The sequence below is a fragment of the uncultured Gimesia sp. genome (genome assembly GCF_937910335.1).
GTDB lineage: Bacteria > Planctomycetota > Planctomycetia > Planctomycetales > Planctomycetaceae > Gimesia.
Map to the genome: position 1 here is coordinate 1 of NZ_CALEMX010000539.1, position 14,331 is coordinate 14,331.

Annotated in this window: 12 protein-coding genes; 5 read left to right on the forward strand and 7 right to left on the reverse strand. The window is 49.8% G+C overall.

The window, feature by feature from the left end; all coding sequences use genetic code 11:
• Positions 1-210: 210 nt before the first annotated feature.
• Positions 211-1,386 carry a glycosyltransferase family 2 protein gene (locus tag Q0668_RS22130; protein WP_298868655.1) on the reverse strand — a complete coding sequence of 392 codons (1,176 nt, stop codon included), beginning with the start codon at positions 1,384-1,386 and terminating at the stop codon, positions 211-213.
• 36 nt (positions 1,387-1,422) lie between these two features.
• The gene (gene lhgO / locus Q0668_RS22135; RefSeq protein WP_298868656.1) at positions 1,423-2,622 is read right to left on the reverse strand and encodes an L-2-hydroxyglutarate oxidase; all 1,200 of its coding nucleotides are present in this window, start codon (positions 2,620-2,622) and stop codon (positions 1,423-1,425) included.
• A gap of 129 nt (positions 2,623-2,751) precedes the next feature.
• On the opposite strand from lhgO, the gene Q0668_RS22140 reads away from it, so the two are divergent.
• Positions 2,752-4,125: a dipeptidase gene (locus Q0668_RS22140; RefSeq protein WP_298868657.1), complete on the forward strand. Its 1,374-nt coding sequence runs from the start codon at positions 2,752-2,754 to the stop codon at positions 4,123-4,125.
• Positions 4,126-4,389: 264 nt separating this feature from the next.
• Here the strand turns inward: Q0668_RS22140 and Q0668_RS22145 are convergent, their stop codons facing one another.
• Positions 4,390-5,955 carry an NAD(P)/FAD-dependent oxidoreductase gene (locus Q0668_RS22145; protein WP_298868658.1) on the reverse strand — a complete coding sequence of 522 codons (1,566 nt, stop codon included), beginning with the start codon at positions 5,953-5,955 and terminating at the stop codon, positions 4,390-4,392.
• Positions 5,956-6,688: 733 nt separating this feature from the next.
• On the opposite strand from Q0668_RS22145, the gene Q0668_RS22150 reads away from it, so the two are divergent.
• Positions 6,689-7,168 carry a hypothetical protein gene (locus tag Q0668_RS22150; RefSeq protein WP_298868659.1) on the forward strand — a complete coding sequence of 160 codons (480 nt, stop codon included), beginning with the start codon at positions 6,689-6,691 and terminating at the stop codon, positions 7,166-7,168.
• A gap of 91 nt (positions 7,169-7,259) precedes the next feature.
• On the opposite strand, the gene Q0668_RS22155 is transcribed toward Q0668_RS22150, so the two are convergent.
• From Q0668_RS22155 to Q0668_RS22165, 3 genes are all read right to left on the reverse strand, one after another.
• Positions 7,260-8,603, reverse strand: a complete 1,344-nt coding sequence (locus Q0668_RS22155) for a DUF1501 domain-containing protein (protein WP_298868660.1) — start codon at positions 8,601-8,603, stop codon at positions 7,260-7,262.
• Between the two features lie 136 nt (positions 8,604-8,739).
• A complete protein-coding gene (gene folK, locus Q0668_RS22160; RefSeq protein ID WP_298868661.1) occupies positions 8,740-9,480 on the reverse strand; it encodes a 2-amino-4-hydroxy-6-hydroxymethyldihydropteridine diphosphokinase in 741 nt (246 codons plus the stop codon).
• A 164-nt stretch (positions 9,481-9,644) separates the two neighbouring features.
• Positions 9,645-9,818 carry a Flp family type IVb pilin gene (locus tag Q0668_RS22165; RefSeq protein WP_298868662.1) on the reverse strand — a complete coding sequence of 58 codons (174 nt, stop codon included), beginning with the start codon at positions 9,816-9,818 and terminating at the stop codon, positions 9,645-9,647.
• A 407-nt stretch (positions 9,819-10,225) separates the two neighbouring features.
• Between Q0668_RS22165 and infA the strand changes: the two genes are divergently transcribed.
• From infA to recG, 3 genes are all read left to right on the forward strand, one after another.
• The gene (infA, locus tag Q0668_RS22170) at positions 10,226-10,444 is read left to right on the forward strand and encodes a translation initiation factor IF-1 (protein ID WP_002643979.1); all 219 of its coding nucleotides are present in this window, start codon (positions 10,226-10,228) and stop codon (positions 10,442-10,444) included.
• Positions 10,445-10,585: 141 nt separating this feature from the next.
• Positions 10,586-11,080, forward strand: coding sequence for a ribonuclease HI (gene rnhA / locus Q0668_RS22175; protein WP_298868688.1), 495 nt, complete (start codon positions 10,586-10,588; stop codon positions 11,078-11,080).
• Between the two features lie 20 nt (positions 11,081-11,100).
• Positions 11,101-13,176, forward strand: coding sequence for an ATP-dependent DNA helicase RecG (gene recG, locus Q0668_RS22180; protein WP_298868690.1), 2,076 nt, complete (start codon positions 11,101-11,103; stop codon positions 13,174-13,176).
• Between the two features lie 21 nt (positions 13,177-13,197).
• On the opposite strand, the gene Q0668_RS22185 is transcribed toward recG, so the two are convergent.
• A partial coding sequence (locus Q0668_RS22185; RefSeq protein WP_298868692.1) for an LptF/LptG family permease occupies positions 13,198-14,331 on the reverse strand: 1,134 nt, incomplete at its 5' end.

The window sequence follows — 14,331 nt, forward strand, 5'->3', positions numbered from 1 at the left end:
ATCATGCCAGACGGACATGGGGTACAATGTTTTTCTAAAGTAAGTGCCATTAGGCTAACGCCATTCGGCTAATGATCAAAAACAAGATAAGCCGCAAGGCATTAGCGGCGGTTAATACCGATCTCGTTAATGGTAACTTTCCTGAGAATGATCCTCAAAACGATTCAATAAACACGACCTAGCGCCGAGCCGCTCAAGGGGATGCGGGTTTCAATACAGATTCTTTTTCAGCACATCGAGTGGGTAGGTTGTATCGCGCCAGCGGACGCCGCCGTTTTTTAGTGTGATCCAGGCGGAGCGGCAGATGGCGAAGGCGAGGGCCAGTGAGGCGAAGAACATCAGAGGTGTGACACGCAGGCCGGAGGAAAACAGGATGGCGATCATCGCGTAGCAGAGATGCAGGATGATGATTGTGATGATGAAGCCCAGCGTTTGAGGGAGCGGGAAGAAGAAAGGTATGATAAAGGGCATCACGAAAAATGAGAGATAGAGCATCATCACCAGCGTGAGTCGGATCACCGAATAGTTGAAGGAGGCGAAGGAATTTTTTTCGACGCCGGTGATCACGCCCCAGGCGGAGGGTTGCCAGCGGACTTTGAGCTGATCGATGGCCAGATAAATATCCTGTCGATAGTGATGGTGTTTGATTAACTTGCCGAGTTTGATGTCGTCCAGTACATCCAGCTTGATGGTTTCAAAGCCGCCAATGCTTTCGTAAACGGAAGTCTTTACGAGGTTAAACGCACCGATGCCGATGTAGGCGTAGGTCCAGCGTGTGGGCACCAGCCAGAGAAATGTGCCGCCCGTTAACAGGAAGCCGAAGAACGTAATGAAGGCCATTTCGATTAACCCGCCGCGTGCTAATTGCGGCAAGAGACAGAGATGATCGAGTTGCCTGTGCAGAAAAATGCGGGTTGCGTGCGAGATCGCTTGCGGATCGAAGATGATATCGCCGTCGGTAAACAGCAAGAGTTCTCCGTTCGCAATTTTCACCCCTTGATGCATGGCGTGTGATTTCCCCAGCCAGTCGGAGGGCAGTTCTTCGATTTGCAGGATCTGCATCGAAACTCGTTCTTGCTGCTTTGCCTCGGCTGCGACACGTTCCATAATCGCGCCGGTTTCGTCGGTGGAACGATCATTGACGGCGATGATTTCGAGGCGCGGATAATCGGAAGCCAACAGGGAGTTGAGTGTCTGTTCAATCGTTTCTGCTTCATCTTTGGCAGGTACGATGACCGAGATCAGCGGCCAGTCTTCCGGAACTTCTGTGTTGGGCAGACAACGGGAAATGCGTTTGCGGATCATCATGATTAACGAAGGCACCAGCAAAGCCGTCCAGAAGACAACGGTTGCATAACCCCAGACTGTGATGATCGAAGACTGCATCGCGGGTCAACTTTCTTTGGTAAATCCAGCCGGGGGTTATTCCAATCGAGGTGCGAGCAGATCGGTCACCATCGTACCGATTCTGAGAGAGGAAGTGGCTGCCGGCGAGGGGGCATTCAATACGTTGATCATGCGGTCGGATTCATCGATGAGAAAGTCGTCGATAATTTTCCCGTCTCGGCCCAGTGCCTGTGCGCGAACTCCTGCGGGGGCGGTTTCCAGGTCTTCCGCTTTAATTTCGGGAACCAGGCGTTGCAGTTCTTTGACAAACGCGGGTTTACTGAGTGAGCGCCACATTTCTTTGACGCCGGTTTTCCAGTATTTCATGGCCATCTTCAAAAAGCCGGGATAGGTGGCCGATTCGAACATGTCACGGAGATTGATGTGGCTATTTGAATAACCTTCACGGGCAAAGGCCCAGACGGCGTTGGGTCCACATTCGACGCCGCCCTGAATGATTTTTGTGAAGTGCACGCCGAGAAAAGGAAACTCGGGATTGGGTACGGGATAAATTAACGAACGGCAGAGATGTTGCGCTGCAGGTTTGAGTGTAAAGAATTCGCCGCGAAAGGGGACGATTTTGGAATTTGGTTTCGAACCACCCATACGGGCCACGCGGTCGCTGAATAAGCCGCTACAGTTGATGACCTGTTTGGCGGAAAATTCTCCCGCGCGGGTTTGAATGGTAATGTGATCGGTGTGATGCACAATACCGATGACTTCGGCGCCTGTTTGAACCTGATTGTCTTTTTCCTGAATGCGTTGTGCGAGTCGTTCGGCGACCTGTTTGTAATCGATGATGCCGGTTTCCGGAACGTGAATCGCGCGGATGCCTGCCACGTGCGGCTCGAGTTCTTTGAGCCGTGGCTCATCGATCATTTCACAGATGACGCCGTTTTTCTGGCCGCGGGAGAAGATGGTGTCGAGCGCGTGGAATTCTGATTCATCGACGGCGACGATGACTTTGCCGCATTGATCCCAGGGGATTTCTTCGGCATCGCAGAAGGCTTCCATCTCTTCTTTGCCTGCGCGACAGTTGGTGGCTCTTAATGACCCGGGTTTATAATAAATACCCGAATGCAGCACGCCGGAATTGTGTCCGGTCTGGTGCTGGGCGACCTGACTTTCTTTTTCGAGAATTAATATCGATTTTTCGGGAAAGCGTTGTGATAAACGCCAGCCTGTGGCCAGACCTACGATTCCCCCACCAATTATTGCTACATCTACAGTTTTCATGGATGACTTCTATACTCAAATGGCCCGCGGGAACTTATACTCCTCACAGGATAACATCATTCCCGAGTCTCTCTCACCTTCAATGATTTCATTCTTATAACTTAGCAGGATCGAGGTTACAGGAAAACAATGGTTGACCAAGTTCGCGAGTATTTAGAGCAACATCAGGATCGCTTCGTTACAGAACTCACTGAGTTTTTAAAAATCCCCAGCGTGAGTGCCGATTCGACATTGAATGCGGAAACAAGGCGTGGTGCCGAATTTGTCCTGCAGCAAATGGAAGCAGCGGGCATTGAAAGCCGGACCATTGAAACCGCCGGGCATCCGATTGTGTATGGCGCCTGGCAGAAAGCGGAAGGCAAGCCGACGGTGCTGGTTTATGGGCATTATGATGTGCAGCCCCCCGATCCGCTGGATCAATGGATTACCCCCCCTTTTGAGCCGGACATTCGTGACGGACACATTTATGCACGTGGTGCAACTGATGACAAAGGGCAGATGTATACACACATCAAATCGGTCGAAGCCTGGATGAAAACGCATGGTGAGTTGCCGGTGAACGTGATCTTCGTAATAGAAGGTGAAGAAGAGGTCGGCAGTGACAATCTGGATCGCTTTCTGGAAGAGAATAAAGATCTGGTGGCCTGTGATATCGCGGTAATCAGTGATACGAGTCAATATGCACCGGGCATCCCCGCGATTACGTATGGCCTGCGGGGGATTCTCGCCTGTGAAGTGATCGTTCGCGGACCGAATCAGGATTTGCACAGTGGTGTGTTTGGAGGCGCGGTGACGAACCCCGCCAATGGTCTGGCGCGTATGATTGCCGCTTTGCATGATGACGCAGGACGCGTACAGATTCCCGGCTTCTATGATGGCGTGATCGAGCTTACACAGGAAGAGCGCGATCAGTTTGCCGCCCTGCCCTTTGATGAATTCGCTTTTATGGAAAACCTGGGCGTGAATGCGGTCGACGGCGAAGAGGGCTTTACTACACTGGAACGGCGCTGGGCACGGCCGACCTGTGATGTGAACGGCATGATCTCTGGCTATACGGGAGAAGGGCCGAAGACGATTGTGCCTGCGGAAGCGCGGGTCAAAATCACGTGTCGTCTGGTTCCCGATCAGGATCCGGTCTTGCTGACGAAAGCGCTGGAGCAATATTTACAAGCATTGTTACCCACGGGCCTAACGATGGAATTCGTGGACTTTCATGGTTGTAAAGCACTGGTGTTTGACTATCAGAGTCCGTATATGAGTGCCGCCCGGTCGGCCATTGAGCAGGCATTTGGAGCGGCCCCGGTGATGATTCGCGAAGGGGGCTCGATCCCCGTTGTGGAAACGTTCCAGACGGTGGTCGGCGTGGATACCCTCTTGCTGGGCTGGGGCCAGAACACCGACAACCTGCATAGCCCGAACGAACGGTTTGCCCTCGAATCGTTCCGACAGGGAACACTGGCGAGCGCCCTGCTCTGGCGTGAACTTGCGAACGTTACTGGTTGAGTTTTTTCTACCACGAAATTCACGAAAAGTACGAAAGTTTGTGACGCTGCTGAGCTCACTAGTCTTTTATGATTACTGTCTCACGAGCCGACAATTATTCGACTAAAGTGCCAGTAGCACAGCCCAGCCAGGTCGACCAACACATCTCAACGCGGCCTACGAATATCCCATTCCGCGCTGACCGCCTGGTTCTCTGGGCACTTGCACCCATTCTCAACCTACACGTTTCTTCTGCAAATCATTCTTTGATCGATTGACGCTGCTCTATCCATTGAAATGCACGGCCACTTTGGGGTCAATGCTGGCCGCACACACGAGCCCACCCCACATTGCGCCGGGAATGCCAGGTGTGACAACGTCCTGACCGGCCAGGTAGAGACCTTTGATCGGCGTCTTCATCCGGAGTGCGTCTGACATCACGCGGTTCGGTGTCACGTCGAGACCGTAGAAGGAGCCTTTTGTATGGCCGGTAATCGATGCCGTTGCCAACGGTGTTGCGACTTCGCGAAACACGACCAGTTCCGCGAGCCTGGGGAAATACTTCTTGAACTGTTCAAACAACGCTGCCTCGGCTTGGTTTTTGAAATCTTTGTAGTCATCGCCGCGTTGTCCGGGCGGGAGTTCTGCCCAACGTTCGACGGTAGACCAATCTGCCCATGCAATAATTTCTCCCGCATATTTTCGATCGGGTCCCGGATCATGTGCGGGGTCTTTCAAAGAAGCGAACGAGACGAACATCGCGGGTGGTGTACCGTTGGAAACGTCGGTCCAAACTGCGTCTGTTTCGCCTGTCGGATAAAGCCAATGATTCGACTTCGTGGCACCGGCCGCTTCGATGTCGCCTGAGAAACCGAGGAACAATGAGAAATGGCAGATGTTAGAACCAAGGGAACGGATCTGATCCACCCATGCTTGATGGCCATGATCTTTTGGAAGCAGTCTGTCCACAGTTTCCCTCGCGCCGATATTTGAAATCACTTTGTCCGCATAGATTTCTTCGCCATCAGAAGTCGTAACGCCGACAACGCAACCGTTTTGCATGAGCAGTGACTCAACGGTGACGCCAGCACGTGCCTCGCCGCCAGCGGACGTGATGGTCGTAAGAAGGTGTTCTGCAATCTTGGAGCCGCCGCCAACCGGGTAGAAACCTCCGCTGCCAAGATACGACCCGATTGCAGCCGCGTGCATTGCGAAGCTTGCTGTGCCGGGGCGGCCACCAAACGTGCCCCACTGCGCAGAAAATACAGCGGCCAGTTCCGGATTTTCAGTCAGTTCGTTTGCCACCTCCGCGGTTGTGCGTTCACACCAACGCTTGATCGCCCGGCGCCTCCTCCACTTCATCGCTGCACCGATAATCGCAGGCATTGAACGCGATTGTACGAGCGTTGTCAGCGTTTCACGGGCATCGTGGATCGCGTTGTACCAGGCTTCGATCGCATCGCATTCGTCTGGAAAGCGTTCCTTCAAATCAAGCTTTTGGGATTCTGTCGGCCGAGTCAATTGAATTGTGGGAGCGTCACCAATGTGAAGGGTGTCGTAGATCGCTCCGATCGACGCCAGTTCAATCGGCGTATCGGTCAGCCAGTCAAGAATGGCTTTCTCCCGTTGATCCGGTCCCAAATCGCCAAGATAGTGAAGCCCGGCGTCCCATGAGAAACCATCACGAGAAAAACTGTGAGTCTGTCCGCCGAGTGAATCGTACTGTTCCAGCAGCAGTACCCTGTGCCCCAGTCGCGAGAGCGCGGTGGCCGCAACCATCCCGCCCATGCCAGAACCGATGACAATGACATCCCATGTTGTCCGAGTGATAGTCGTAGTTTCTTTGCCCATAGCTTTCTCCGGAGTTCTTCTGATACTATACTCTGACAAGATACTCCAACGAGCAAATCGAATGCCAAGTCTTGCTGCATGTCGCGCTGTGCGGTCCGGTCTCGCGACTGCGGAAGAGTTGTGACGATTTCGCACACATCAGCGAGCGAAAACGCGCAGTCACATTCCATAATGCTGTGCCTTCCTTTCACATTCAAACGAAGGGAACAGCTTCCATTCAATTTATCATCATCAATTTTCCAACCGTCCATCGAAGATCTCGCAGGGGTTCAACTGATGTTACAGGCATGGTTTGTTTAAAAGTCAGCGTCCCGGGTGCCCTCGTATGTCAATCGGGGTTGCTGCAGGGTACAGGAAACTGTCGGGGTGATCGTTCGGTTTGTATATAACAGACCTACGCTTAGCTATTATTCAAAGATCACGTTCACTATTCATTGTTCTGATTCTCTGTCAGATTCCTGCTCGCTGCGCTCGGCCCGAATTGCATTCGGGCCCACCCAATTTCCTGTGCACTTCCTGATTTTCAGTTCGGGCTTTCTGTGGCTATTGGGTAGAATCTCTGTTCGTGCATTGGTGATGACGATGTCTTTTCGATTATTTTTCTACCACGAAATTCACGAAAAGTTGTGCTAGCGGGCGGACACATGAATCGCGCCCCTATATTTTTAGATCCGTCTTCGTCTGCGGGCAGACACATGGGTCATCCCTACAAATTAATTAAGGTCAGCCTTACATGATTTTGTTGCTGTGTGTTTCTGATGGTTACTTTCTAACAGCGGCTCGCGCCGTGCCGCTCAGGGTTTTGTTAATGGTGGCTGGTTCTGTGTCCTCGTTTATTCTGATGGTGATCACTTTGACTGTGAATCATTTTGCTGATGGGCGTGGGGGAGTCAATACTTTATTGATGGGCAAAGCGTGGTTAATAGCTGTCTATATGTGTTCAAGCGGTGGCTCAGACGCGTCATTGCGTGACCGAAGTGTGTCGATAACGTACGAGACATTGGGAACCGGTGGCTGTTTTTCAGGTGAAGATTTTCAAAACACAGAGACTTTTATAGTAGTGAGATCTTCAGTGTTCGTGAAAAGCAGTGCGAAAAAAACGCATCTCGCGCGCGACGCGCATAAACGCATAATGGGGAGTGGCGTGGGGGTGTCAAGAGGGAATGTTAGAGCACCTGAAAACCTGGAGGGAAGTAGATTTTACACGACTTGAATTCGTCAAGGGAGGACGCCATTGATGAACTTGATGCAGGCGTGAATATCGGACCGCGGTGAATCTTCGTGACTGAGAAAACGAGTACTGATTAAACCAGTTCAGGCATGACCTTATATGTATTATTATCGACCAGATAGCGGGGACGTCCCTGTAGGTCTGTGACTGTGGTGTTTTCCACGTCGATTCCGAGATTGTGATAGAGGGTGGCGAAGACTTCCTGGAAATGGACCGGACGGTCTTCTGCATATTCGCCCAAGCGGTTGGTGGAGCCTATTACTTGACCGGTTTTCATGCCGCCACCGGCGAGTAACGCGGTTGAGACACGGGGCCAATGATCGCGGCCGGCATTGGCGTTGATTTTGGGAGTGCGTCCGAATTCGCCCCAGACAACAACGGTGACGTCGTCGAGCATGCCTCTGTTTTCGAGATCTTCGATGAGTGCGGTGACACCCTGATCCAACATGGGCATATCCTGGCGTCCCCGATTGAAGTTTCCGCCGTGCCAGTCCCAGCGACTGAAGGCGAGTGTTACACAACGTGCGCCGGCTTCGATCAAGCGACGGGCTGTGAGAAAATCATCAAGGAGTTTTGGTCCGCCGTCGGCTGCTTTCTTTGATGTTCCTCTGCCATAGCGGTCGCGGAGTTTCGTATCTTCTTTTGTGATGTCTAATGCATCGGCCAACTTGCTGGAAGTGAGAATCCCAAAGGCTTGTTGCGTAAAGGAGTCGAGGCCTTTCATCGTTCCGGAGGCATCGACTTGAGAGCGAAACGAATCTAGAGAGCTGAGGACTTGCTTACGGTTGTCGAGGCGATCGAGGGTTATGCCGTTGAGCGTCATGTCTGCCATGCCTTCGCCGTTGGGACGGAAGGGAGCGTGTGATAGTCCTAGAAACCCGGGTTCACCAGCGCGTGCCCATTCCATGTGTCCCATTTTGGGAGACAAGCCGAGGAAAGGAGGAACCGCTGGATCAACGGCGCCATATTGATGTGATAGTACAGAACCCAAACAAGGCCAGCCGCCGAGTGGCTGGTTGTTGAACCGTTGTCCTGAGAGACATTGAAACGCATCGTGCCTTCCATCCGAGCCGACCATGGAACGAATGAAGGCAAACTTGTCGGCCATTTTCGCCATGCGTGGAAACTGGTCTCCGATTTCGATACCGGAGACGTTGGTTTGAATCGCGTTGAATTCGCCGCGGATATCGCTGGGTGCATCGACCTTGATATCCCACATGTCCTGATGAGGAGGACCGCCGGGCAAGAAGATCATGATGATCGCCTTGTGTTGTTTTTTTTGTGGCGTTGCTGATTCGGCTTGAAGTAACTGAGGAAGCGACATGCCGCCTAAAGCGAGACCGCCTACCTGGAGGAAGTTTCTGCGAGTGATCCGATCGCAAAACTTGCTTTTCTGAGAACCGAGGATCTTCAGCATCGTTTCAGGTCTCCCCATTCAACACGGTAGGATGATATTAAGGCGGGTTAGACTAAACAGAATCTACTCCTATCGGCGATTCTGATCAGCCATAATAAAATATCGGCTTATTCTGATATTATAGTATAGGCGTTTTTTAATGGAAATCCAGCGCAGATTGCAAGACATGTATAATTTGTCCAGTATCATTCAGGTATTCCGAAAAATCTAATCGCGACAAAACTGGCAGGGAATTGAATGCGGTTTCTGAATTTTTTGAGCCGAACCAGGTGATTATCGTGGGCTCAGCATCTGTATTCGACTGATCTGATGATTCCCAAATGGAAAACAAGACATCATGAAATCGTGGCTTTAAATACTGTATCACCGTCTCTGCTTCCGCGGTGGGTAAGCCTGCAATTGAAAACAGGAAAGGTCGTTTGAGTAATCGCTGCTGCAGTTCCTTGATTGTGATTTTTTTCACGGGATGAACGAGATCGGGGGCAATCTCCCTTAGCGGGTCGAGTACAAACCGCCGATACCAGCAGGCGGGATGGGGAATGATTAATCCGTCGGAATCTGAAATCAATTGATCATAGAGAATCAGATCGAGGTCAAGTGTGCGGGCACTCCAGCGCACATTACGGTTCCGACCCATATCGGTTTCTACTTTTTGTAATTCGTTGAGCAAGTCCAGTGGTGAAAGCGTGACTGAAAGATGTGCTGCACCGTTGAGAAATGTGACATCGGTCTGGCTGCCTACGGGAGCCGTTTCCACCCATTGGCTTGTGCGAATGAGAGATATTTCAGGATGCTGGTTGAGTCGATTTAATGCCTGGGAAAATGTTTCCCGAACATTCCCCTGATTTCCTCCCAAAGCAATAAAGCAGTCAGGCATGTCCATTTCCAGCGATCGAAGTTGAGTGTATTTCGTACTCTATTGGTAGCAGTTTAGTCAATTGGCAGAGAAGTGCAATTCCGCCAGGCGCATGCTTTGATAAGCCTGCAATGCTGGAAATGTGTGGAGGCGGGAGAGGAGTGGAGAATCAGAACCGCTGAAGATTACATGCCGTGATTTTGCATTTCGGTTGTAGCGTCTTCAAACATCGTATTCGTCTGAGTTCCAATCGCAGCAATTGCGACAATACATATCATCAAAATGGCGGCAACCATGACGGCATATTCGACAGCCGTCGGGCCATCCTCTTCAGCAAGAAAGTTTTTAATAAATTGCATTTCAACAACCCTTATCACAAATGGTGATATGAACTCGTGAATCGATATAAAGCGAACGAGAAATCGTAGCAATTCTCACTGTGAGGATTTCGCGTTGAGAACGTAGTCAGTATTTTCAAACATAGCTTACATTTAAGAGCGAAATCGGTAAAATTTTGAGAAGACATGCGAAATATTGAGTATTCTCTAATATGAAAGCCGATTTTTCGGCTTGGAATTGCAGGGAAACGCTGCTGAGGGCTCCGTTCAGACTGGCATAATCGATGAATCCCTGTAACAATAAGCGGATCAGAGTGGCTCGAACTGTCTGAATCTAAGTTTTGTGAGAGCTGGTCAAGAGTTAGGCTTGTGCGAGTTGTTTCGCATATTCCCATTTTTTGTTCTTTATTGGATAGGATACAATTGTTATGGCCAAAGAAGAGGCCATTGAAGTCGAAGGTACAGTGACAGAGGCACTGGCAAATACCCAATTTCGCGTCGAATTGGAAAATGGGCATCAGGTACTGGCTCACGTAGCGGGCAAAATGCGAAAGCACTTCATTCGTATTGTACCCGGAGACAAAGTCGTTGTCGAAGTATCACCCTATGATCTGAATCGTGGACGTATTGTCTATCGGGAAAGATAACAGGCGTTTTTCTGCCAGCCACATTACCAGTTCCTTTGCAGGTTGATTCACTCTTTCCGTGTAATCCCTTGATTTTGTCATTCAAACTGAACTCATCATCGGTTCGTTATTACCTCCTTGTCAGGCTAACGCCCCAGTATTATGCCCGATCAATCAGCAAAGCTAGAGCCGGTTCCATTTGTGCAAATATTTACCGATGGCGCATGCCGGGGTAATCCGGGACCTGGTGGCTGGGGAGTGATTCTACGACATCCTTCTACGGGAACGGAGAAAGAATTTTCCGGTGGAGAAGTAGAAACGACGAATAATCAAATGGAACTTCAGGCGGTGATTTCCGGATTGAAACAATTGACCCGGAATTCGCGTGTTGAGATTATTACTGACAGTGTTTACGTTGCTAAAGGTTCTCTGGAATGGATGCCCAACTGGAAAAAAAATGACTGGCGACGCCGCGAAGGAAAGAGCTGGAAGCCGGTAAAAAATGAAGAACTGTGGCGAGAACTGGATTCACTTCTGGAACGGCATGACGTTTCTTTTACCACGATTAAAGGTCATAGTGGCCATCCAGAAAATGAACGCTGCGATGAACTGGCCGTTGAATATGCTGTCAAGCTGCAGAATCAGTCTGATTTGTAACCATCTGGTTGTGGAATACGATGACCGAATCTCCCCTGGAAACTCCTGTTCAATTTCTTAATGGAGTAGGAGCGGAACGCGCTGCGCTTTTGCAGAAGATGGGAATTGAAACAGTTGCAGATTTACTCTGGCATTTGCCTCGTACTGTTCTGGATCTGACGGATGTTCGTCCGATCAATGAACTGGAAGACGATCAGCCTGCTTCCGTCTGCGGAAAAGTTGTGGATCTTGATGCCCGTACGATATCCCGCGGTCGAACGATTACCGCCATTCTGCTGGATTGTGGAACTGGTTTTCTGAAAGGAACATGGTTTAACCAACCATGGGTTATCAAACGTTTCTTTCAAGGTCAGTTTCTAATGTTCTCGGGAAAGGCAAAACGCCGCTCGGGAAAGTGGGAAATGTCGCATCCCCAATATCAGGTTCTGGAAGAAGACCTGGACGATCCGCAAGGTCTGATATTGCCGAAATACCCTCTCACCGAGGGACTCAAGATGTATCAGATGCGGCGTATGATTCGCGCTGCCGTCGACGAATACGCGCATCTGATTCCCGATTATCTACCGGAAGCATTTCGCCAGGCACATTCTTTGATTCCACTTTCTCAGGCGGTGATTCAGATGCATAAGCCTCAGACAATGGAAGAGTACCATGCTGGCGTACATCGTGTGATTTATGATGATCTGCTGGAATTCCAATTGGGTCTGGCCATGCGTCGGCGGCTTTGGACCTGTGTGGATAACGCACCGCTCATTAAGGTCACAGCCAAGATCGATGCCCGTATCCGACGCTTGTTTCCTTACGAATTTACCGAGGGACAAAATCAGGCTGTCAGAGATATTTGTGCTGATCTGGGATCAGGACGCGCTATGCATCGGATGCTTCAGGCGGATGTGGGAGCCGGTAAAACGGCGATTGCCATTTATGCCATGCTGGCCACCATTGCCGGCGGATATCAGGCCGTTCTGATGGCACCGACTGAATTGTTAGCGGTACAACATTGTGAGACGATCGATCAAATTTTGAAAGAGAGCCGTGTAGAGCGGTGCATTCTGACTGGCAGCTTATCTGCTGCTCAGCGAAAAACTACACTGGAACAGATTGAATCCGGTCAACAGCAGCTGATTATCGGTACGTCGGCAGTCGTTCAAAAAGATGTTCGCTATCACGATCTGGGTTTGGTGATTATTGATGAGCAACATAAGTTTGGCGTGATGCAACGCGCTCACTTTACGAGCGAGGAAAAGACGCCTCATATGCTGGTAATGACGGCGACTCCGATTCCCCGTAGTTTGTGCATGACACAATTTGGTGAACTGGATATCTCTGTGAATTCAGAGCTACCTCCGGGCCGACAACCGGTATTAACAAGTCGTGTTATCACCACGCCTCAGAGAAAAAAGGCCTGGGATTTTTTACGTGCTCAAATCGCGGCGGGCAGACAGGCATATATTGTTTGTCCGCGCATTGACTCGGAGATTGAACAGAACAGTCGTTCGAGTGCGGAAGAAGTTTATCGTAAACTCCAGAAAAGCGAGCTTTCTTCAGCTTCGATTGGCTTGGCTCACGGGCAGATGGATCGGGAAGAACGTGCTCAAACCATGAAGCAGTTCCACCAGGGGGAGATCCAGGTTCTGGTTTCCACGACGGTTGTGGAGGTGGGAGTTGATGTGCCCAATGCAACGTTAATGGTTATTTTACAGGCTGATCGTTTTGGATTATCTCAACTTCACCAGTTAAGAGGGCGCGTGAGTCGTGGCATCTACCAGGGCAATTGTTTTCTGTTTACTCATACGGAAAGTGAAGACGCACTGAAAAGGCTGGCAGTTATGGAGCAGACGACTGATGGCTTTGAAATCGCAGAAGCCGATTTCCAGGTACGCGGCCCCGGTGATATCTTTGGCACTCGACAACATGGCGAACTGCCTTTACGTGTAGCCGATTTGAAACGGGATGAAGCCATCTTACACGAAACGCGGGAAGTGGCATTACAACTGGTAGAGAAAGGGGAATTCGATCAACCTCGGTTTGCCCCATTAAAAATCCGCGTTCTTGATCGATTTGGACAATTGATGGATTTGGGACAAAGTGGTTAAGTCGCGGCGGAGTTCGCTGTATCAGGTCCATACGCGGTTCGAAAACCAGGCGGCTAATGTCCCGCAGGTGATGACGGGAAACCAGGCTGCCTGATCGGGTGTAACGAGTTTCGTCGTTCCCATATAAAAGAAGAACTGATTGATTGCAAACAGCCCGCCCATCACGACAGCACAAAAAGCAATATTCAAAATCTGGCTGCGACTCTCTTTACGAAGTACAAATGGAATCGACATCATGACCGCTATCAAATTCATAAAAGGACGCGTTAACCGAAAATGCAAATCCATTTTCTGTTTCCGGATCGATAAATCACTGAATGACGGATTATTGATTCTGGCAATCAAATCGGGAGTTGAAATCAACGTGTTCGTACTCCGATTACAAAGCTGATCACAGCCGATATCTGAAACAATAAATATATCGCCAGGATCATCGCCGGGAAGAATCATTTCTTTTGCAAATTTCGCGATTTCCAGTTCATCATATCTTGGAGATGCCTGTTTCAATAACCAACCTCCCGCGGACTCGGGAGTCTTATTATGGTAAAAAGCTTCAGCTGATTTCACTGTAACAAAATCGTGTACCATTGGTTTGGAGAGCACGAATTCTGCACTGAGTAATTTCTTTTCAGTCAGCAACAATTCTCGCCCATTGATCATAATTCTGGTACTAAAATCATAAACGGGTTCTACAAACTGAGAACTGGTTCCGAGATCTCCACGTTCGGCCTGTAATTTGTCAGCAATACGAGGAATTAACAGTTCCTGATTTGCAACGATAAAACAATTGATGGTAAGCGTCGCGAATGCCAATGGAATCGCCAATCGATAAGTGGGAATTCCAGCTGACAATACGGGGTTGAGTTCTCCATGACGTACCAAAAGCGAAAAGACAACGACTGCGGAAAGTACCGTCAAAATCGGACTGATCATGTCAAAGAAGATGCTGGATTGATACAGATAAAACTCCAGCATTAACTTGAGCAAACCAAAGGATGACCCGTCTTCAATACCACTCTGAAAGCCATCGATATTGGTAAAGCCATCAAAAACCACATACAAACCGTAGGTAGCCATGAATCCAATAATGAAGACATGGAAAAATCGTTTCAATAAATAACGGTCAAAAGTTGTAAACACATTGCCCAATCGTTT

What these genes read in the sequence shown, in the direction of transcription:
- folK (WP_298868661.1), bottom strand. Translation starts at nt 9,480, where the DNA reads ATGCCTGACTGCTTTATTGCTTTGGGAGGAAATCAGGGGAATGTTCGG.
- Q0668_RS22150 (WP_298868659.1), top strand. Translation starts at nt 6,689, where the DNA reads ATGATTTTGTTGCTGTGTGTTTCTGATGGTTACTTTCTAACAGCGGCT.
- recG (WP_298868690.1), top strand. Translation starts at nt 11,101, where the DNA reads ATGACCGAATCTCCCCTGGAAACTCCTGTTCAATTTCTTAATGGAGTA.
- Q0668_RS22145 (WP_298868658.1), bottom strand. Translation starts at nt 5,955, where the DNA reads ATGGGCAAAGAAACTACGACTATCACTCGGACAACATGGGATGTCATT.
- rnhA (WP_298868688.1), top strand. Translation starts at nt 10,586, where the DNA reads ATGCCCGATCAATCAGCAAAGCTAGAGCCGGTTCCATTTGTGCAAATA.
- infA (WP_002643979.1), top strand. Translation starts at nt 10,226, where the DNA reads ATGGCCAAAGAAGAGGCCATTGAAGTCGAAGGTACAGTGACAGAGGCA.
- Q0668_RS22130 (WP_298868655.1), bottom strand. Translation starts at nt 1,386, where the DNA reads ATGCAGTCTTCGATCATCACAGTCTGGGGTTATGCAACCGTTGTCTTC.
- Q0668_RS22165 (WP_298868662.1), bottom strand. Translation starts at nt 9,818, where the DNA reads ATGCAATTTATTAAAAACTTTCTTGCTGAAGAGGATGGCCCGACGGCT.
- Q0668_RS22155 (WP_298868660.1), bottom strand. Translation starts at nt 8,603, where the DNA reads ATGCTGAAGATCCTCGGTTCTCAGAAAAGCAAGTTTTGCGATCGGATC.
- Q0668_RS22140 (WP_298868657.1), top strand. Translation starts at nt 2,752, where the DNA reads ATGGTTGACCAAGTTCGCGAGTATTTAGAGCAACATCAGGATCGCTTC.
- lhgO (WP_298868656.1), bottom strand. Translation starts at nt 2,622, where the DNA reads ATGAAAACTGTAGATGTAGCAATAATTGGTGGGGGAATCGTAGGTCTG.